The following is a 14,788-nucleotide window of genomic DNA, read 5'->3' as shown; positions in this document are numbered from 1 at the left end:
TCAGTTCTCCTCGGGGGTGATGGTGGGGCCGGCGAACCGGGCGGCGGTGCGCTCGGGGACGGTGGTGGGTACGGGGATCGGCGGGTGGGCGCGCATCCACTCGGCGTGCGACGCCTGGAGGGGCTTGGGCTCGGGTGTCCCGGCGCGGATGAGGTCGGCGATGTCGTCTTCGGGGACGGGGCGGCGCCAGGCGTCCCAGCCGACGTGAATCTGGCGGGTGCCGACCGCAATGCGCTTCCCGGAGTGGGTGTGGCCGTGGAGGAGCCAGCGGTCGTAGTTGCGGAGCCGGTACTGGCTGTACCGGGCCTCCTCGGTGTGGTCGCCGTCGTAGGGGAAGTGCGAGAGCAGCACCTCGTGCCGGACGTCGTCGACGGTGAACCGCTGCCGCGCGAACGGCTGGATGGACTCGAACACGTCCAGGTAGCGGCGCTGCCACTTCCAGGCGTCGCGGTGCATCGGGTGGGCGGGGTCGTGGTTCCCGAGGATCAGGTGCTTGGTGACGGGGACTTCGGCGAGGAGTTCGAGGGCGCGTTCGGTTCCGCGCTTCGATCCGCTGGAGAGGTCGCCGAGGATGTACAGCTGGTCGCCCTTCGGGTTGAGAGCGTGGAGCGCATCGAGGATCGCGGTGTCGTGTTCGGCGATCGAGTCGGCGTGGAGTCGGTACCCCCGGGTCTCGGCGACCAGGGCGTGCCCGAGGTGCAGGTCAGACGTGTAGCACCTCATCGTGTGGGCCTTTCGGGGAGGTCGAGGCCGGCCATCGCTTCGCGGTGCCGTTCGAGGACGAGGAACGGGACGGGCATCCGGTGGTGGATCGCGCCGATGCTGGCGAGGCCCAGCGCATCCGCTTCGTCGTCGGAGCGAATGTCGGTGTGCGGCCACATCTTCGTGATCGCGCTCGTGACGGCGGTCTTGTCCGCGTTCCCACGGCCGGTGATGAACTTCTTGAGCTTCGCCGGGGCGCACTCGGCGACGGGGATGCCCTGCTGGTAGGCGGCCATGATGCAGAGGTGCCAGAGGGCGGCGCGGTCCCACATCTGCCCGACTTGGGAGGCGAACGCGGGGCCTTCGACGACCACGAGGTCGGGTGCGCCGCCGCGGAGGGTGGCGGACAGGATCGCGTTGCGCAGGTGCATGAGTCGGTCGGTGCGCTGGGTGAGGGTGGCGCCCTTCTTGCCGGTGGAGGCGATGCGGGACAGGGTGACTCGGGGTTCGGTGTCTTCGACGTTGCCGAGCGCGCTGCTGTAGCCGGGTGCGGTGGTGATGCGGGCGACGCCGGTTCCGGTCAACGACAAATCCCAGCCGACGACGGTGGTCACGATGCGCCTCCGAGGGTTCCGGTGGCGGCGAACTGGATGAGGCAGGCGAGCACGGCGAACCCGGCGACGCCGGCGAGGCAGCAGGCCATCGTCTTGATCGCGAAGCGCACGTCGTCGTCGGCCTTGCGCCAGATGGTGATTCCGGCGGCGATGATGATGAGCGCGGCGAGGATGCCTGCGAGGACGCGGAGGACGATCACGATGCACGCTCCACGCGCCACGTCGGATGTGCTCGGCGGCTGTGCTTCTCGCCGTCGAACTGCACCTGGAGGTATTGGCCGATGAACCCGATGATCACGCCGGGCTTGCCGTCCACGGTGATCCGCTCTCCGCGCTTGTAGTTGACGCCGAACATGCGGCGGACGTCGGCGGCGCTCACTGGTCGTCCTCGTCGGTGGTGCCGGTGCCGTTGCAGGTGCCGCAGGGGGCGGAGCCGTGGGTGCCGTCGGGCGGGAGGGGGATGGAGCCTTCGCCGTTGCAGTCGGGGCACGGGTCGGCGGTGGCGTCGTGGATGTCGTCGAGTCGCGCGTACAGGTCCGCGTAGGCGCCGGGGGTCACCTCGATGGTGTTGTCCTGGTCGAGACCGAGTGCGGCGCTCTGCTCGCGGAGGAGCTGCTGAGCTTCGCGGGCGGCGTCCACGTCGCCGGTGAGTGCGCGTTTCATGACCTGCGTGAACCGGTCGGGTGCGCCGGGGTCGCCGGGGAGCGGGCCGAGGTGGACGGTGGTGTCGCGGGTGCTGTGGAGTTCGTAGTCGCGGACGGTCCAGTCGCGGCCGTTCCAGGTCGCGCGGATCGTGTCCTGTCGATGGCGGAGGAACAGTTGGGCGTTGGCGTCGTCGAAGCGGACCATCGCGAACAGGCCGTCGGCGCCGATGTGGGTGTCGGTGATGTTCCTGGTGCCGGTGCCCGCGTTGGCGGTGTGGAACCGGATGGCGGGCCGCGCGCCGTGGGCCAGTCGGTCGTTGGGGCCGCCGGGCATCGGCAGCACCTCGTCGACGCTCTCGCGGGTGGCGTGCGCGAGGGCGTCGCGGCGTGTGGTCGGCTCGGGCCGGGCGTAGATGAGCCCGGACGTGACGGTGCCGACGGGGCCGGTGAATGCGACTCCGCCGCCACCGGACCCGTCGGGGGTCGCGTCCTCGGGCACCTTCCACGCTCCGCGGCCGGGGCCGGCGACGGCGTGCGGGGCGTCGTGGCCGAGGGTCTTGATGCAGCGGTGACCGCCGAAGCTCGACGTGCACCGGTCGTTCTCGCGGGCGGGCTGGCCGTACTCGGGGACGGTGCCGAGGCCGACGCCGTCGGGGAGCTTGTACTCCTTGGGCGTCTCGTCGAGGGCTGCGGAGAGCGCACCGCGCATCGTGCTGAGCTTCGCGCCGAGGTGGGCGGCACTGTCTCCGGCGACGGGATGCGCGGGGTCGCCGCTGAACTCGTGGGTGGTGATGGTGCCGTCGGGGTGCTCGACGCCGATCCGGTCGCCCTTCGCGAGGTGAGGCCACGGCGCGGTCTTGCCGCTGAATGTGGTCTCGCCGCTGAACGGCGGGCGCCCGAGCACTTCGTCGACGCGCGGCGGCTTCGGGAGCGGCAGCACGTCGATGGTCGCGGACCTGTCGCCGAACGAGTACCCGGCCAGCGTCCACTCGCGGTCGAGCCACGCCACGAATACTTGCCCGCCGCCGTCTTCGAGGTAGTCCTGCGCCGTGAGCCAGACGCGGGCGATGTCGGCGTGCTTGTCGGCGAGTCGGATTCGGACGCTGTCGAAGGTGTCGGTGCGGATCTGGTCGCTGCTGTCGTTGAAGCTGCGGGTTCGGTGCGCCCACCCGATGACGTCGAGGTGGTCGGTGTGCTCGCGGTTCCACAGCCGCACCGGGGCCTCCGGCGGTGCGGTGCGCCGCGGCGCGGTGCGGCCCGCGTACGGGGCCGCGGGCGCGGGCTCGTCGATCGGGAACAGCGGCTTCCGATCCCCCACGGTGAAATCCCGGCCCACGAGCAGCGGCGCACCGTCGGCGACCAGCGGCCTGCCCTGGAGCCAGTCGCCGAGCGCCGCCCGCACCGCATCGGGCAGTAGCTGCCGCGCACCGGGCGTCATCGCGTTCAGCGGGTCGCCGACGCCGGCCGGGGACGACCGGCGGACCGTCACGGTCCACTCGAGGTACTCCCCCGCCACGGTCTGCGTCACCCGCTGCACGGTGATCCGGTCACCGTTCGCGGCGGTCACTGGTCCGCTCCGTCCACCGGGTTGAGCGCGGCGTCCAGCACGGCGATCGCACGCGAGACGTGTTCGCTCGGGTCGTCGGCGAACGACGCTCGGTCGAGTTCGTCGAGGGCGACGCGGACGGCGGTGCGGATGACGGCGTTCTCGTGTCCGACGAGACCAGCGATCAGTTCGCGGGTCTGCGCCAGACGAGGGTGCTCGTTCCTGCCGCCTGTACGCGACGCTGAGCGATTTTCGGGGTCGGATGCGACCTCGGGTGTGGATTCGAGGTCTGCGAGCGTCTGAGGGCTCATCTGGGGTCTCCTGGGGATGGAATCGAAGCGCGATCGACGGATTAGTTTGAACTTTACCGTAGTTTTCACACGGAAGGCGAGACCACCGTCCCCGGCATCCGCACGACCTACCAGGGGTTCAGGTCGTCGATCTCGTTGACCATCGAGTCGAAGGTGATGCCGAGAACGACGGAGCCGCATTGAAGGCAGAACACGCGCTCGCGGTGGTGGGCGACTTGCTGGAAGGTGTCAGGGTCGCCGGAGTAGTGCTGTAGGCACATTCCGCTGGGCATGGTGGCGTTGCGGTGTGCGATGACCATGTCGGCGTCGTTGACCCAGTTGGAGCGATCCTGGTTGCAGGTGTGGCAGAGGGCGCGGAGGTTGCTCGGGTTGTCGCTTCCGCCGGCGCTCCAGGGGACGATGTGGTCGAGTTCGAGGCGGGTTCGGGATCCGCACCATTCGCAGCGGTAGTGGCAGCGGCGGAGCACTGTGAGCCGTGCGGCGTCGCTGATGGGTGCGCGTTCTTCGGTCTGGCTGGTGCGGATGACTTCGGCGCGCCGGGTGTCCATGAGGTCCACGAGGGGCTCGAGGATTTCGCGGAAGCTTTCGGGTTCGGTCATGGCGTCTCGTTTCGCTGCGGCTCGGCGCGGAGCGTCGGGGCCATCGGGTGGTGTGTGGCGAGCCGGGGAGGGCCGGGGGTGTGGGGGCGGGAGCCCCCGCGCGCGTTACCGGGCAGTGAGATTCCTACTCAGGGTGACCAGAGCATGTTCGTTAGTCCGTCCGTCCGTCCGTCCGTCGCGCGCGCGAGGCATTCGACGTGCATTGCTCGTAGCATATTAGTCCTGTTCGGAGCATTTTCCGAGCATCCGTTTAGCATCGGTTGAGCATCGGAAACGGACATGCTTGAGCATAAGAAACGGACATGCTCGAGCATTCCTGAGCATCGTTTGAGCATGTCCTATTCCTCCCCGATTTTGCTGTCCCGTTGCTTGGCCCAGCGGGTCTGTGCAGCCTTCCGCGCACGCTCAGAACGGGCCTTCGATTCCTCCGTGGACGCCTGCCGATCCGCCCACCCATGCGTGCTCCATCCGGCGGTCCCGTCGGCGACCCAGAGGCCGACTTCGACGAGGTTCCGCGCGTCAGCCCTCGACGCTCCGATGAGGCGAAGCGCGGACCTGGGAACGAACCCGTCGAGCTCGTGCTTCCCGGTGTAGGTGAGGCCGAAGAAGTACAGTGCGAGGGCTCGCCGGCCGGGCGCTGTGTCGTCGTCCTCGTCGAGTTCGAGCAGGCTGAGGATCTTCGGGTGGTCGAACACGTTCGTGTCCAGGCGGATCCACGGGAGACTCACGGTTGCTGCGCCTCCTGTCGGACGCGGGGTGAGAGGACGCGCCAGCGGTCCCCCGCGGGCTCGACGAGCCCGGCCTCAAGGAGGGTGCTGCGGTACTGGCCGCGGACACGCCTGAACGTAGCGTCGTCGATGGTGCCGTCCGGCGCGCCCTGCGCTTCGGAGTGCGCCGCGAGCACGATGTAGGCGTACCGAGCTCTGTGTGGAAGGGCGGTCACCTCGGGGCTTTCGACCACCCACGGGGTCAGCTTCATCGGTCGCTCCTCACTTGGCACTTTCGGCAGTCAGCCTATCGCTTCTCGGTGGACTAATTGCATTTGCTCCGCGTTTACTGTGTGTCACCAGAGCACCCCTTGTCCGACGTACTCCGGTTCGGCCGGCGCGACACGGGCATCCTCGAGGATCACGCCGAGACGGGTGAGCTCGGTGACGGCGGCGTCGACGAGGTTCGGGTCGGTGTTGGGGTAGAGGATCCAGCGCATGCACCAGCGGCACGGGTACGGGAAGTCCATGCCGACGTTGATGATCCCGCCTATTGCCTTCTCGATCGACGCGTACTTCGACCATGGGGTGCGGCAGATGCGGATCGTTCGGATGTAGCCGGTGCCGGTGCCGGGCGCGTGTCGCGCGGGCCGGGTCGGGTTGGCGCACCGGGCCATCGTGAACTGGTGGAAGAACGTCAGGTGGGAGTCGTCGATGACTCCGGGCGGGCCGGTGCGGACCCAGTCCGGGAGGGCGCGCGACCATGCCTGGAGCTCGGGGACGGTGGCCCGATGTGGCCGCCGGTCATCGCGCCGGCAACCCAGTACCCGTCGACGGGCTTCATCGTGGCGATCGCCGCGGCGGTCGGGTCGGCGACGAGCGCGACGGCCTCCGTGAAGCTGGAGAAGCACCGGAGCGCGGTGAGCTGGTCGGCCGTCAGCGGCGTCATGCTGCGGTCTCCATGGTGATGAGGGCGAGTTCGGTGAGGTAGGCGTTGATCGCGCTGCCGGAGCAGTGGAGCAGCCGGGCGGCCTGTGTGCGGGTGAGTTCGCCTTCGGCGGCGAGCTGGACGATGCGGGCGCGGTCGGCCGGGTTGGTGACGTGGACGAGGCACGGCTGCCGCAGCGGCCCGCGGTAGGCGGTGAGCGCGCGCTGCACGGCGAGCGGGTCGTGGTCGTCGGGGTCGCCGAGGCGGAGGCCCTTCGGCTGAGGCATGTTCAGTCCTTCGTGGTGGTGAGGTGCTGTGCGGGGATGTGCACGACCTCGTTGGTCATGAGGAGCACGGCGTAGAGGCCGTTCACGGGTCCGGCCTTGACGATCCCGAACACGGCGACGCCGGGTGCGGGCATGTGCTGGACCTGACCGGGGTCGAGGCGGAGGACGCGCACGACGGTGCCGATCCTGTGGTGGATCACGACGCCGCCCGGAGAACGGTCTGCGGGTCGACCTTGCCGCGGCCGGCGCGGTTGTAGGCCTCGACGATCACGCGGATCGTGCACTGCCAGTGCTGGCCGTCGTGGATCTTCCGCGACTCGACCGCCCGGGCGTGCACCTGAGTCGGTGTGAGCTCGGACAGTGCGTCGGCGAGACGTCCAGTGTCGGGTAGGGCCTCGGACCACAGGATCTCGAACAGCGCGCGGATGACGCCGTGCTTCAGCCCGGCCGAGTCGCCCGGCCACACGTCGCCGACGAACTCGAGCGTCCGCGCGAGGTACTGCGGGTCGACCCCGTAGCAGTATTCGAGCGCGGACAGGCACACGATGTAGTTCGACGCGCTGCCCTGCGCGACCTTGAGGCCGAAGCCTTCCGCGATCTGGTCGATGCCGGTGACGACGATGTCGCCTGCGGCGCGGCGGGCCTTCCAGCGGTCCCAGACGGTCAGCTTCTTGGTGGACTGGTCGATGTCGCGGAACAGAGCGGCTTCGTCGGCGACGGTGAGGCCGACGTGGACGTTCGCGGCGAGGTGAGTGGCGGCGCCAGAGTGCGACGCAGCGGCCCAGCGGTGCTGGCCGTTGATGATCGCGTACCGCGGGTGGTGCTCGGGGCCGCGGTCGGAGACGTCGAGGACGCCGACGAGGCGGCGGTCCCAGGCGCCGCCGATCCGGTGGGCGCGGCGCTCCTCGAGGTCGCGCTGGTAGCTGCGGTCGACGAACATTTCGGCGACAGGGACGGCGTCGACGTAGACGTCGTGGCTGGCTTCGGTGGTGGTCATCGGCGGGATCCGTTCTTGGCGTGGCGGGCGGCGTTGGTCTTGCGCCAGCGGTCGGCGTGGGGGCATGACGCGAAGTGGCTGCGGTAGAGGACGTTCCCGTCGGCGCGGGCTCCGGCGATCTGCCCGGGCCGCATCACGGTCGCGCGGACCGGGACGGGCTTGCCCGGCTCGTGCTCGATGCTCGGGTAGCGGGCCAGGAGGATGTTGCCGTTCGGGTGCGGGTCGGCGTCGACCATCATCGGGTGCCCGGACTTCAGCTCGGGGTTGGTGACAGTCCAGATGACGCGCGCGGAGCACGAGCGGCAGTTCACGATCCGGTACACGTTCTCGGCACGGGTCATGATCGGGTCGCCTCCGCCCGGGCCTCGTCGCGCTCGCGGGTGAGGCGGGTGATGGTGCCGCGCAACGGCGCGTTCGCCCGCTCCTCCTTCCGTGCGCGTCGCTCCGCATCGTCGACCCGGCCGTCCGCGAGGGACAGGACCACGTACTCGGCACCGAGGCCTGGCACGTCACTGAGGACGTGTGTGATGCGGCGGACCACGCCGGTGTAACCGACGTCCTCTCGGTGGAACTGGATGGTGTCGCCGGCCTGGAAGTCGCGGTCGTTGATCCGCACCTCTGCGGTCTTCTCGTGCGCGACGATGCGGTCCAGCCAGCGCCGCTCGATCTTCAGGTTGTGGATCATGCTGCACCCGGAACCGCGAGGAGGGGCAGGCCGCTGCCGAGGCGGAGGCCGGCGAGGACGCGGGCGCGGTGCTCGCGGTCCTCCGGGGTGTCGGTGAGCGGCAACCACGACGCGAGCGTGAGCATCACCTGCGCGGCGACGTTCGGCGTGCTGGCGCACAGCTGCTCGGCCATCGCGGCGACCGCGGTCAGGTCCGGGTTGCACTCGAGCTCGGACGCCAGCTCCACCGCGAGGGCGCCGACTTCGTCCGCGCTGGTGTACCCGGCGGTCATGCTGCACCGCCAGCGACCTGGCCGTCCTCGATGAGGATGCCGGGGCCGTCGACGCCGCGGTCCCGCACCGTCTCGACCCACACCTGGTAGCCGCGGTCGGCCGCCATCTCGCCGATCAGCGCGAGGTTGTCGGCGTCGAGGAGGCTCCCGTCGGCGATGCGGATCACGCGCACCGTCGGGTTCAGCGCCATCGCGATGGCGACGGACACGCGGAGCTGCTCGGCGGCGGACGCCTGCCCGAACGGCACGCCCTGGTAGGTGACGCCGCCGTCGTCGAACCCGAGGCCCTGCACGGGGAACTCGGCCGCCGCGAGGCCGTCGGCGCGCCGCCGGTCGAGGTCGGCGATCTCGTCGGTCTGCTCCTGCCAGTGCGCCCGCTCCAGCTCGAGCAGGTTGGCGACGCGGGCGCGGTCGGCGTTCGCCCGCACGCGGGCGTTCGTCGCGTCGATGGTCTCGACCTGCCGCTCGAGCGTCGGCACGGTGTTCTCGTCCGGCTCGGTCAGCGCGGACATCTCGGCGCTCCTGGCCTTCAGCTCGTCCTCGGCCTCCTCCAGATCCACTTTCAGCACGCGGACACGATGCGCGGCTTCCTCCACCGCGTCCGACGCCTCGTCCCACTCGCGCTCGGCGTGGCGGGCCTCGTTGATCCGCCCGAGCAGGTCCGCCGCCGACACCTCCTCGGCCGGGGCCGTGGGGTCGTGCGCGGGGAGCCCGTCGAGCTGCCCCTGGAGCTGCTTGACCGCGCGGCCCGTCTCCGTGCGCATCGCGAACACCGCGCCCCGCTCGTCGGCCAGCCGGTCAGGGTCAAACGGCAAGTCCACCAGCGCCAGGAGTTCGGCCTGCTGCGCCTTCGCGGGGAGCCCTGCGAACGCCAGCGGGTCGAACGAGAGGCTGCCGATGAGGTCGTCGAGCATCCGCTGCGGAGAGTTGTACTTCGCGCCGTCGGCGGACGTGACGGTGAGCGTGGTCTTCTCTCCGGCCCATGTGCGGGTGACGACGAGGCCACCGAGGTCGACGGACACGCGGGCGCGGTCCTCACCGTCGCGGATCGGGCGGCTGGTGTTGGTGCCCTTCGCGGCGGCGGTGTTCGCGAGCGCCGCCCAGATCGCGTCGATCACGCTGCTCTTGCCCTGGGCGTTGCGTCCGGCGATGGTGACCACATTCTGGTCAGGGTCGGGGGTGATCTCGACAGCGCGGAGGCGCTTGAAGTTCTCGGCTTCGAGATGGACGACGCGGAGCGGAGCCGCCTCGGTGATCGTGCTGGTCATGCTTGGGTCCTTCGGGATTGGAGTGGAACCGGGCGACGGCGCGGGCCGCTGGTGGGACTGCGCGCCGCCGCCCGGGTCGTGGGTGACGGCCGACCGTCAGGCGCCGTCGGAGAACATGCCCGCGGGCGCGCGGCCTTCGTCCTCGTGCTCGGGCAGCACGTCTGCGGCGGGCGGCGCGAAGTCCTCGTCGACGCCCTGGACGTAGTCGCCCAGCTCGGGGCGCGGCTCGGCGTCCTCGGGGTCGCCGAACAGCGTCGGATCCGTCGGCGCCTTCGCGGCCAGCGAACCGACCTCGGCCTCGACGACCTTGAGCTTCACGATCTTCTGGATGCCCTCGTTCGCGGTGGCCTTCTCCTCGTGCGCGGTGCACTCGACCGTGACGGTCATGACGCGCTTCTCGCCGATCTCCGGCGTGTACTCGAACTGGTCGCCCGGCTTCCCGCTGAACTGGTAGCGGGAGAACCCTGCGGCGGTCGCCGCGTCGTCGCCCTGCTGGTTGTGAACCTCGGCCATGATCTACTTCCCTTCGTTGAAAATTGCGTCGATCGCGGCCACGTCCTGATCGGTGAGGTCGTTGATCGTCTTGATGTCCCGCTCCGTCCAGGCGGTGAGCATGTCGCTCCAGTCCTTCGGCTCGTAGCCCTCGGACTCCAGCCGGGCCTTGACGGCCGCGATCTGCCGGGCCGTGGCCTTCTTCGGCGCCGCAGGCTGCTCCTCTGCGGGCGCGGGTTCAGGTGCCGTCTCCTCCGCGACCGGCTCCGGCTCCGGCTGGGCGGGGGCCGACTGCTCGGCCGGCGGGGTGGGCGCGAGCTCCTCGGCCACCGGGGCGGCGCCGAGCGCGGCCGCGAGACCCGCGACGCCGGGCGCGCCCACAGTGGTCTGGACGTACCGCGGCGCGGCCACGTCCTCCATTTCCTCACGGCTGTACGGCATCCCGAGGATCGCGTCGGGAGCGATCCGACGGCAGGCCTCCGCCGTCGCGCGGGCGTACAACATCGCCTCCGGCTCCGTCTTGTACTTCTGGTTCGACAGGTACCCGGCCTTCTGCGCGCGCTCGATCGTCCACACGGACTCCTCCCATGTGTCCGATCCGGCGCGCTGCGCCCGAACCACCACGCGGGTGTCGGACGACTCGACGGTCTCGACCTTGTGCCCGGCGCGGAGGGTGACGGCCTTCATCACCTTCGCGTAGGTGCTCGGGGTGCCGTGCACGACGAAGATGTTCTGCAGCGAGGCGATCGCGTCGAGACCCCACGTGGCGCCGGCCATGATCGCGACCGCGCCGTCCTCAGGCTTCCCGCGGAACGTCTGCGGGCAGATGCTCGTCCGGCAGATCCCGTCGGCGAGCTGGAACGCGACGGACATGGACTCGGCCTGCTCGCGCATCTTCTCCAGCGGCGACAGCGGCGCGGTGGTAACGAGCGGCGCCAGCGCGGGCGTATCCGCCTCGTACTTCTCGATGCTGGTCATGAGGTGGTGTTCTCCTTCTTGGTGGGATTGGGGATGATCGGGGTCTTGCGGGGCGCGTACAGGGACACGCCGCCATGGCTGTTCGGCTGCCGCCGAGCGACGGTGAGCGCGTTCCAGGTGGCGAGCCGTGCCCGGCCCATCGCGTCGAGCACGCGGGCCTTCGTGTGATCGGCACGTTTCTCCGCGGCCTTCAACGCGGCCAGGGCTTCGAGGTGGTCGAAAGCGAGCTGCTGGTCCAGCTCCACCTCGAGGTCCGGGTCGATATCGGGGTGCAGCTTCCGCAGCATCGGCAGCTCGCACACGTCCTCCGACAACGCCGGCGGCGTGAGCTCCGCGAGCGGGGTGCCGAGGTGCAGCGACTCCCAGAACTCGTACGCCTTCGCCGCCAGCGCGCGCCCCGTCTCCGCGTCGAACTCGATCCGGTACGGGGTCAGGTCGAGGTTCCGGCCGCCGAGCACCACGAGCCACGTCTCGTCGCAGTCGCCGAGGAGCATCTGCCATAGGCACTGCACCAGGTAGTTCACGGGCACCTGGTCGGTCCACGCGTCGCCGTACTTGTTCAGGCCGTCGCGGTCGGTCTTGTACTCCACGTAGATGCGGCGGCCGTCGGGGAGTTCGGCGAGCCCGTCGGGGTTCGCGGCCGCCCACGGCATGTCCGCGCGGGCGACGGTGTGCTCGCCACGCACCAGGCGCGCGCCGGGGTTGCGATCCAGCCACATCGCGGCGATCGCGGGCTCCAGGTGGTGCCCGTCCTCCATGATCTGCTCGGTCGGGTCCGGCGGCACGTCGCCGCGCATCTCGTGCCAGACCGCGCGCGACGACCTGGTGGGGTGCAGGCCGAGCGCGGCCGCGACCTTCGAGCCCGTCATGAGCTCGCGCCACCGCGCCGAGCCGGGCGCGATCAACGTCTCCCGCTCCGGGAGCACCGCCGCGGTCACGCTGCGACCCATCGCACGAACAGGAGACCGGCGCGGCGGGTCCACTCGACCGCGCCACCCGGGCCCTCACCGTGAAGATCCACCACGTCGAAGTCGCCAGGCCGAGCCACGTGCACACCGTCCACCTCGTCGCCAGGCCACTCCGCCCACACGCCCGGCTGCTCAGCCAAACCCGCCGCGTAGTCGAGGAAGTCCGGCACGAACAACGACTCAGGTAGCGCAGCCACGAACTTCGGGGCGATCACGGCTGCACCTCCAGCCGGTTGACCTCGCGGTGCACCTCGCGGTCACACGCCTTGCACAGGTCACCGTCCGGCGTCCACCGCCCGCACACCTCGCAGCACTCCCCCGACGGCGTCGGGAACGCCGGATCCTGCGGGGACCACACCAGGCCGTTCACGAGGGCACCGCCTCGCGCACGACGGGCGGCAGCAGCTCACGCAGAGGCCAGCCCGAGTCGATGTCCTCCCACGACTCGCCCCGGCCCTGCCGGTACGCGCGGAAGCTGTCCTGCCGCTTACGGTGCTGCGCTGCCTGCCACGCATGGAGCTGCTCGAACGTCAGCCCATGCAGGGCGCCGAACGGATCACCGTGTCGCTGCTCCGCAGCGCGGCGAGCCATCACCTGCGCGATCCGGCCAGCCGCTCGAGCATCCGCGTCAGCGGTGTGCGCGTCGACGAGGTCGACGCCGTAGACCTGCGCGGTCGCGGCGAGCTGCCGCGAGCCCTTGCGGTACTGGTCGATCGCGCGGTCGAGAACGTACGGGTCGACGATCCACTCGGGCACGGTGAACCCGACGCCGACGCGCTCACACTCCCGCGCGAGGACGGTCAGGTCGAAGCTGACGTTGAACCCGACGAGCGCACGCCCGTGCGTCGCGAGGTCGATCGCGTCGGCGATCTGCCGCAGGCCCGCCCGGTAGTCCATACCGTCGGCCTGCGCCTTCTCGGTGGTAACGCCGTGCACCTTCGCGGCGTCGTCGGGGATCGGGATGCCCGGGTCGAGGAGCCACGTCTGCGGCTGCTCGCCGGGGAGCATCACGCACGCGGTCACGATCCGTGCATCCGCTCCGACGCCGGTGGTCTCGGTATCGGCGGCCACCATGCGCCCGTCGTGCCAGGCGAAGGTCTCCGACCACGTCATCGCGCACCGCCGAACCGGCGACGAGCGCACACGGAGGGATGCCGGCGCCGGTCGGCCGCGATGCGGCGTTCGCGGGCATCGCGCACCGCGTCCGCGAGCTCGAGCACCGACAGGTACAGGATCGCGATCAACGCGATCACGCCGAGGATGGTGAGGCCGTTCATGCCGCCGCCTCTCCGACACGGAGCGCGGCGAGCCGATCCAGCGCGGCGGGCGGCAGGACCAGGTCGGCGATACCGTCGGCGGCGTTCAGCTCACGCTGCCGCTGCACCTGGTCGACCAGCGGCAACTCGGCGTGCCGCTCGGTGAGCTCGTCGGCGGTGAGACCGAACGCCGGGCTGGTGGGTGCGAGGATGATCACGCTGCATGTCCCTTGCTGGAGGTGTGGCGGCCGGCGGCGGGGCTGTTCTTGGCGGAGTGGCCCGCTGCCGGTTCCTGGTTGGCGAGGTGGGGGCCGAAGACTCGGCGGAGTACTGCGAGCTGCGCGGGGCTGTCGGGCGGCGGCCAGTCGCGTGTGAGTTCTTCGATGTAGGCGTCGAGCTCGGGATCGTCCTCGAACAGCTCGTCATCAGATAGCGTCATCACGCACCGCCACTGGGAAGGCCAAGCAGCTGCGGCTCGATGACGTTCCGCGCGATCGCGAGGAGCCTGATCTGCTCGGCGCCGAACGGCGTGACGTAGGTCGTGCACGCGGCGTGACCGTTCGTGTGCTCGGTGTCGTGGGTCTTCACGACAAACCAGCCCGCGGTCTTCGGGTTGGCATAGGGCTGACGCCGACGCGCTCCCTTGGAAATCAGGACCCTCTCCGTGTACAGGAGATTCCAGAGCGCGCGGTGCCCCGCTCCGATCAGGTTCGCGACCGAGTCAACGAGGTACACGCCCTTGCCATTGAGGAATGCGTCGAACGCGTCGGCCTTGCCCTGGTTGGATTCGGCGAGGGCCTTCATCCGTTCGGCACGATCGAACTCGTCGGCCGCGAGGCGCAGGGCCTCGCTCATCGTCCGCGGCATGATCGGCCCGGCGGCCAGACGCTCACGCAGTTCGAAGAACGCTGCGATGAGCCGCTTCTTGAAGGCGCGGACACGGTCGTTGTTCCGCATGTAGGTGATGAGCAACGCCGACTGCGGCTCGTTCAGCACCGCGATCTCGCGGGACTGGACGCCGCCAGCGGTCTCGAAGGGTCGGATCTCAAATGCAACCCCTCCGAACTCCTGCAGGTCGGCCAAGTTGTTGCGGACGAGTCGGATCACCGATGCGTGAGCGTTGTCGGTTCCCTCGGCGATCGCGAGGGAAGTGGTGACGGCCTCGCCGTCGATCAGGGTGACGAGCTCGTTCATGCCGACGCCGCCTCAGGCGAAGCGACGGTCGGGGTCGTGCGGGGCGCGTAGTCGGTGGTGATCGAGCCCTCGGGTACACCGAGCGCACGCTCCAGAGCGTTGAGGAACTCCTTGCTCGCGCCTCGGTGGCCGTTCTCGATCGCGCTGAGAGTCCCGCGAGCTGGGGCTTCCCCGAACTCCGCCATGCGTTCGGCAACGTCGTCGAGCGTCAGCTTCGCAGCAATGCGGAGGATCTTGATCGAGACATGGGGCGGTGTGCGGCGGGGGCGGGATGGTCCGTAGCGCCGATACCCCTCAGCCTTGTTCTGCTTCGTCATAGCACGACGCTAGCACGTTTAAC

General features: G+C 69.9%; 29 protein-coding genes. All 29 read right to left on the bottom strand.

From position 1 onward, the window contains the following. The 29 genes from AXK61_RS02570 to AXK61_RS24700 all read right to left on the bottom strand — a co-directional run bounded on the left by AXK61_RS02570 (nt 1) and on the right by AXK61_RS24700 (nt 14,765). Nucleotides 1-723, bottom strand: a complete 723-nt coding sequence (locus AXK61_RS02570) for a metallophosphoesterase (protein WP_068743651.1) — start codon at nt 721-723, stop codon at nt 1-3. Further along, a complete protein-coding gene (locus tag AXK61_RS02565) occupies nt 720-1,316 on the bottom strand; it encodes a crossover junction endodeoxyribonuclease RuvC (protein WP_068743649.1) in 597 nt (198 codons plus the stop codon). The genes AXK61_RS02570 and AXK61_RS02565 overlap by 4 nt, the downstream gene beginning before the upstream one ends. Then, nucleotides 1,313-1,516 carry a hypothetical protein gene (locus AXK61_RS02560; RefSeq protein ID WP_068743647.1) on the bottom strand — a complete coding sequence of 68 codons (204 nt, stop codon included), beginning with the start codon at nt 1,514-1,516 and terminating at the stop codon, nt 1,313-1,315. The genes AXK61_RS02565 and AXK61_RS02560 overlap by 4 nt, the downstream gene beginning before the upstream one ends. Then, nucleotides 1,513-1,695 (bottom strand): hypothetical protein, encoded by a 183-nt coding sequence (locus AXK61_RS02555; protein ID WP_068743645.1) that lies wholly within the window; start codon nt 1,693-1,695, stop codon nt 1,513-1,515. The genes AXK61_RS02560 and AXK61_RS02555 overlap by 4 nt, the downstream gene beginning before the upstream one ends. After that, nucleotides 1,692-3,527, bottom strand: a complete 1,836-nt coding sequence (locus AXK61_RS02550) for a DnaJ-like cysteine-rich domain-containing protein (RefSeq protein ID WP_068743642.1) — start codon at nt 3,525-3,527, stop codon at nt 1,692-1,694. Before AXK61_RS02550 ends, AXK61_RS02555 begins: the two co-directional genes overlap by 4 nt. Next, nucleotides 3,524-3,817: a hypothetical protein gene (locus AXK61_RS02545; RefSeq protein ID WP_068743640.1), complete on the bottom strand. Its 294-nt coding sequence runs from the start codon at nt 3,815-3,817 to the stop codon at nt 3,524-3,526. Before AXK61_RS02545 ends, AXK61_RS02550 begins: the two co-directional genes overlap by 4 nt. A 107-nt stretch (nt 3,818-3,924) precedes the next feature. Next, nucleotides 3,925-4,416, bottom strand: coding sequence for an HNH endonuclease (locus AXK61_RS02540; RefSeq protein WP_068743635.1), 492 nt, complete (start codon nt 4,414-4,416; stop codon nt 3,925-3,927). A 338-nt stretch (nt 4,417-4,754) separates the two neighbouring features. Continuing rightward, nucleotides 4,755-5,144: a hypothetical protein gene (locus tag AXK61_RS02535; protein WP_068743632.1), complete on the bottom strand. Its 390-nt coding sequence runs from the start codon at nt 5,142-5,144 to the stop codon at nt 4,755-4,757. Beyond that, nucleotides 5,141-5,395 carry a hypothetical protein gene (locus AXK61_RS02530; protein WP_068743630.1) on the bottom strand — a complete coding sequence of 85 codons (255 nt, stop codon included), beginning with the start codon at nt 5,393-5,395 and terminating at the stop codon, nt 5,141-5,143. Before AXK61_RS02530 ends, AXK61_RS02535 begins: the two co-directional genes overlap by 4 nt. A gap of 84 nt (nt 5,396-5,479) precedes the next feature. Beyond that, on the bottom strand, nt 5,480-5,800 hold the full coding sequence (locus tag AXK61_RS02525; RefSeq protein WP_068743628.1) for a hypothetical protein: 321 nt from the start codon (nt 5,798-5,800) through the stop codon (nt 5,480-5,482). A gap of 20 nt (nt 5,801-5,820) precedes the next feature. Beyond that, nucleotides 5,821-6,072 (bottom strand): hypothetical protein, encoded by a 252-nt coding sequence (locus AXK61_RS02520; RefSeq protein WP_068743627.1) that lies wholly within the window; start codon nt 6,070-6,072, stop codon nt 5,821-5,823. Then, nucleotides 6,069-6,338, bottom strand: coding sequence for a hypothetical protein (locus AXK61_RS02515; protein ID WP_068743625.1), 270 nt, complete (start codon nt 6,336-6,338; stop codon nt 6,069-6,071). Before AXK61_RS02515 ends, AXK61_RS02520 begins: the two co-directional genes overlap by 4 nt. Before the next feature lie 2 nt (nt 6,339-6,340). Beyond that, nucleotides 6,341-6,538, bottom strand: coding sequence for a hypothetical protein (locus AXK61_RS02510; RefSeq protein ID WP_068743624.1), 198 nt, complete (start codon nt 6,536-6,538; stop codon nt 6,341-6,343). Next, nucleotides 6,535-7,335: a DUF6551 family protein gene (locus AXK61_RS02505; protein WP_068743622.1), complete on the bottom strand. Its 801-nt coding sequence runs from the start codon at nt 7,333-7,335 to the stop codon at nt 6,535-6,537. The genes AXK61_RS02510 and AXK61_RS02505 overlap by 4 nt, the downstream gene beginning before the upstream one ends. Next, nucleotides 7,332-7,676: a hypothetical protein gene (locus AXK61_RS02500; protein WP_068743620.1), complete on the bottom strand. Its 345-nt coding sequence runs from the start codon at nt 7,674-7,676 to the stop codon at nt 7,332-7,334. Before AXK61_RS02500 ends, AXK61_RS02505 begins: the two co-directional genes overlap by 4 nt. Then, nucleotides 7,673-8,020, bottom strand: a complete 348-nt coding sequence (locus AXK61_RS02495; protein ID WP_068743618.1) for a DUF3850 domain-containing protein — start codon at nt 8,018-8,020, stop codon at nt 7,673-7,675. The genes AXK61_RS02500 and AXK61_RS02495 overlap by 4 nt, the downstream gene beginning before the upstream one ends. After that, a complete protein-coding gene (locus AXK61_RS02490; RefSeq protein ID WP_068743616.1) occupies nt 8,017-8,292 on the bottom strand; it encodes a hypothetical protein in 276 nt (91 codons plus the stop codon). Before AXK61_RS02490 ends, AXK61_RS02495 begins: the two co-directional genes overlap by 4 nt. Beyond that, nucleotides 8,289-9,560: an AAA family ATPase gene (locus tag AXK61_RS02485; RefSeq protein ID WP_068743614.1), complete on the bottom strand. Its 1,272-nt coding sequence runs from the start codon at nt 9,558-9,560 to the stop codon at nt 8,289-8,291. The genes AXK61_RS02490 and AXK61_RS02485 overlap by 4 nt, the downstream gene beginning before the upstream one ends. Before the next feature lie 96 nt (nt 9,561-9,656). Then, nucleotides 9,657-10,073, bottom strand: a complete 417-nt coding sequence (locus tag AXK61_RS02480) for a DUF7171 family protein (RefSeq protein WP_068743612.1) — start codon at nt 10,071-10,073, stop codon at nt 9,657-9,659. Nucleotides 10,074-10,076: 3 nt separating this feature from the next. Then, nucleotides 10,077-11,030, bottom strand: coding sequence for a dihydrolipoyllysine-residue succinyltransferase component of 2-oxoglutarate dehydrogenase complex (locus AXK61_RS02475; protein ID WP_068743610.1), 954 nt, complete (start codon nt 11,028-11,030; stop codon nt 10,077-10,079). Further along, a complete protein-coding gene (locus AXK61_RS02470) occupies nt 11,027-11,980 on the bottom strand; it encodes a YqaJ viral recombinase family protein (RefSeq protein WP_068743609.1) in 954 nt (317 codons plus the stop codon). The genes AXK61_RS02475 and AXK61_RS02470 overlap by 4 nt, the downstream gene beginning before the upstream one ends. Next, the gene (locus AXK61_RS02465; protein ID WP_068743607.1) at nt 11,965-12,213 is read right to left on the bottom strand and encodes a hypothetical protein; all 249 of its coding nucleotides are present in this window, start codon (nt 12,211-12,213) and stop codon (nt 11,965-11,967) included. Before AXK61_RS02465 ends, AXK61_RS02470 begins: the two co-directional genes overlap by 16 nt. Beyond that, nucleotides 12,210-12,368 carry a hypothetical protein gene (locus AXK61_RS24710; RefSeq protein ID WP_156485527.1) on the bottom strand — a complete coding sequence of 53 codons (159 nt, stop codon included), beginning with the start codon at nt 12,366-12,368 and terminating at the stop codon, nt 12,210-12,212. The genes AXK61_RS02465 and AXK61_RS24710 overlap by 4 nt, the downstream gene beginning before the upstream one ends. Then, nucleotides 12,365-13,111 carry an exonuclease domain-containing protein gene (locus tag AXK61_RS02460; protein ID WP_068743605.1) on the bottom strand — a complete coding sequence of 249 codons (747 nt, stop codon included), beginning with the start codon at nt 13,109-13,111 and terminating at the stop codon, nt 12,365-12,367. Before AXK61_RS02460 ends, AXK61_RS24710 begins: the two co-directional genes overlap by 4 nt. Then, a complete protein-coding gene (locus tag AXK61_RS24705) occupies nt 13,108-13,275 on the bottom strand; it encodes a hypothetical protein (RefSeq protein WP_156485526.1) in 168 nt (55 codons plus the stop codon). The genes AXK61_RS02460 and AXK61_RS24705 overlap by 4 nt, the downstream gene beginning before the upstream one ends. After that, nucleotides 13,272-13,472 carry a hypothetical protein gene (locus AXK61_RS02455; protein WP_068743603.1) on the bottom strand — a complete coding sequence of 67 codons (201 nt, stop codon included), beginning with the start codon at nt 13,470-13,472 and terminating at the stop codon, nt 13,272-13,274. Before AXK61_RS02455 ends, AXK61_RS24705 begins: the two co-directional genes overlap by 4 nt. Then, nucleotides 13,469-13,693, bottom strand: coding sequence for a hypothetical protein (locus AXK61_RS02450; RefSeq protein ID WP_156485525.1), 225 nt, complete (start codon nt 13,691-13,693; stop codon nt 13,469-13,471). The genes AXK61_RS02455 and AXK61_RS02450 overlap by 4 nt, the downstream gene beginning before the upstream one ends. Continuing rightward, nucleotides 13,693-14,448 (bottom strand): Rha family transcriptional regulator, encoded by a 756-nt coding sequence (locus AXK61_RS25305; protein ID WP_068743599.1) that lies wholly within the window; start codon nt 14,446-14,448, stop codon nt 13,693-13,695. The genes AXK61_RS02450 and AXK61_RS25305 overlap by 1 nt, the downstream gene beginning before the upstream one ends. Beyond that, nucleotides 14,445-14,765, bottom strand: a complete 321-nt coding sequence (locus AXK61_RS24700; protein WP_156485524.1) for a helix-turn-helix domain-containing protein — start codon at nt 14,763-14,765, stop codon at nt 14,445-14,447. Before AXK61_RS24700 ends, AXK61_RS25305 begins: the two co-directional genes overlap by 4 nt. Nucleotides 14,766-14,788: the final 23 nt, after the last annotated feature.

The organism is Tsukamurella pseudospumae, assembly GCF_001575205.1.
Classification (GTDB): Bacteria; Actinomycetota; Actinomycetes; order Mycobacteriales; family Mycobacteriaceae; genus Tsukamurella; species Tsukamurella pseudospumae.
The sequence above is the reverse complement of the archived record's forward strand: the minus strand, read 5'-3'. Positions and strand labels throughout refer to the sequence as shown.

Bases quoted from the DNA above. Each gene is read 5' to 3' on its own strand.
- AXK61_RS02570 (WP_068743651.1), bottom strand. From the start codon at position 723: ATGAGGTGCTACACGTCTGACCTGCACCTCGGGCACGCCCTGGTCGCC.
- AXK61_RS02545 (WP_068743640.1), bottom strand. From the start codon at position 3,817: ATGAGCCCTCAGACGCTCGCAGACCTCGAATCCACACCCGAGGTCGCA.
- AXK61_RS02540 (WP_068743635.1), bottom strand. From the start codon at position 4,416: ATGACCGAACCCGAAAGCTTCCGCGAAATCCTCGAGCCCCTCGTGGAC.
- AXK61_RS02530 (WP_068743630.1), bottom strand. From the start codon at position 5,395: ATGAAGCTGACCCCGTGGGTGGTCGAAAGCCCCGAGGTGACCGCCCTT.
- AXK61_RS02525 (WP_068743628.1), bottom strand. From the start codon at position 5,800: ATGGCCCGGTGCGCCAACCCGACCCGGCCCGCGCGACACGCGCCCGGC.
- AXK61_RS02520 (WP_068743627.1), bottom strand. From the start codon at position 6,072: ATGACGCCGCTGACGGCCGACCAGCTCACCGCGCTCCGGTGCTTCTCC.
- AXK61_RS02515 (WP_068743625.1), bottom strand. From the start codon at position 6,338: ATGCCTCAGCCGAAGGGCCTCCGCCTCGGCGACCCCGACGACCACGAC.
- AXK61_RS02505 (WP_068743622.1), bottom strand. From the start codon at position 7,335: ATGACCACCACCGAAGCCAGCCACGACGTCTACGTCGACGCCGTCCCT.
- AXK61_RS02500 (WP_068743620.1), bottom strand. From the start codon at position 7,676: ATGACCCGTGCCGAGAACGTGTACCGGATCGTGAACTGCCGCTCGTGC.
- AXK61_RS02495 (WP_068743618.1), bottom strand. From the start codon at position 8,020: ATGATCCACAACCTGAAGATCGAGCGGCGCTGGCTGGACCGCATCGTC.
- AXK61_RS02490 (WP_068743616.1), bottom strand. From the start codon at position 8,292: ATGACCGCCGGGTACACCAGCGCGGACGAAGTCGGCGCCCTCGCGGTG.
- AXK61_RS02485 (WP_068743614.1), bottom strand. From the start codon at position 9,560: ATGACCAGCACGATCACCGAGGCGGCTCCGCTCCGCGTCGTCCATCTC.
- AXK61_RS02480 (WP_068743612.1), bottom strand. From the start codon at position 10,073: ATGGCCGAGGTTCACAACCAGCAGGGCGACGACGCGGCGACCGCCGCA.
- AXK61_RS02475 (WP_068743610.1), bottom strand. From the start codon at position 11,030: ATGACCAGCATCGAGAAGTACGAGGCGGATACGCCCGCGCTGGCGCCG.
- AXK61_RS02470 (WP_068743609.1), bottom strand. From the start codon at position 11,980: ATGGGTCGCAGCGTGACCGCGGCGGTGCTCCCGGAGCGGGAGACGTTG.
- AXK61_RS02460 (WP_068743605.1), bottom strand. From the start codon at position 13,111: ATGACGTGGTCGGAGACCTTCGCCTGGCACGACGGGCGCATGGTGGCC.
- AXK61_RS24705 (WP_156485526.1), bottom strand. From the start codon at position 13,275: ATGAACGGCCTCACCATCCTCGGCGTGATCGCGTTGATCGCGATCCTG.
- AXK61_RS02450 (WP_156485525.1), bottom strand. From the start codon at position 13,693: ATGACGCTATCTGATGACGAGCTGTTCGAGGACGATCCCGAGCTCGAC.
- AXK61_RS25305 (WP_068743599.1), bottom strand. From the start codon at position 14,448: ATGAACGAGCTCGTCACCCTGATCGACGGCGAGGCCGTCACCACTTCC.
- AXK61_RS24700 (WP_156485524.1), bottom strand. From the start codon at position 14,765: ATGACGAAGCAGAACAAGGCTGAGGGGTATCGGCGCTACGGACCATCC.